Raw genomic sequence first — 1,112 nt, forward strand, 5'->3', positions numbered from 1 at the left:
CTAGCTGTGATGCCCAGGGAGGTTGGTCAGTCGGGTGACCGGTGGCTTGCCTCCGAGGGCGGAGTGGGCGCGGTGGTGATTGTAGAAGTGGAGCCAGCCGGGTAGGGCGCTGTTGCGGGCGGGGGTGTTGTCGTAGAAGCGGGCGTAGGCCCAGCCGTCGGCGAGGGTGCGGTGGAAGCGTTCGATCTTGCCGTTGGTCTGCGGCCGGTAGGGACGGGTCCGCTTGTGTGTGATCGCGAGGTCGGCGCAGGCGTCGCGCCAGGCGTGGGAGCGGTAGCAGCTGCCGTTGTCGGACAGGACACGTTCGACCCTGACGCCGCGCTCGGCGAACCAGGCGATGGCTCGGCGCAGGACGGCGATGGCGGTGTCGGCTTTCTCGTCGGTGCAGATCTCGGCGTAGGCCAGGCGGGAGTGGTCGTCGATGACGGTGTGCACGAACGCCGTGCCGATCTTCGGTCGGGAGTGCTTGCCGCGTTCACCGGTTCGCTGAGCGGTGGCGCTGCCATTGACCCGGCCCTGCTGGCGGCCCACGAAGCGGTGTCCACCGCCGTCGGGGATGTTGCCGAACTTGGTGACGTCGACGTGGAGGAGGGAGCCGGGGTGGGGGTGCTCGTAGCGGCGCAGCGGCTCGCCGGTGACCCGGTCGATGTGGCTGAGCCGGTTGACGCGGCAGCGTCTCAGCACGGCGTGGACGGTGGAGGCGGGCAGACCGATCCGGCCACCGATCTGGACCGGGCCCAGCCGGTGACGCCAGCGCAGCCGCACGATCCGCTTCACCACCGCCGGTGGGGTCCTCGTCGGGCTGGTGCGGGGCCGGGAGCTGCGATCCCTCATGCCGTTGGGGCCCTCGGCGCGGTAGCGGTCCGCCCACTTCTTCGCGGTGCGGGGGCTGACCATGAACATCTTCGCCGCGGCGGTGTAGGTCCAGCCGGACTGCACCACGAGCAGGGCCAGGCGGGTACGGGCGCGAGGGGTCAGGGCGGCGTTAGCGTGGGACACGAGGCCTCCGGTCGGTGAAGCGGTGAACTAGACAGCTCCACTTCACAACCGGAGGCCTCGCCTGTCAGCCAGGCTCACCGAACACCAGCGGTACAACCTCCCTGGGCATCACA

Annotated in this window: 1 protein-coding gene; it reads right to left on the bottom strand. The window is 70.0% G+C overall.

From position 1 onward, the window contains the following. Positions 1–999: an IS481 family transposase gene (locus WAB14_RS18175; protein ID WP_340271758.1), complete on the bottom strand. Its 999-nt coding sequence runs from the start codon at positions 997–999 to the stop codon at positions 1–3. Positions 1,000–1,112 lie beyond the last annotated feature (113 nt).

This window comes from Aquipuribacter nitratireducens (assembly GCF_037860835.1).
In the GTDB taxonomy this organism is placed as follows: domain Bacteria; phylum Actinomycetota; class Actinomycetes; order Actinomycetales; family JBBAYJ01; genus Aquipuribacter; species Aquipuribacter nitratireducens.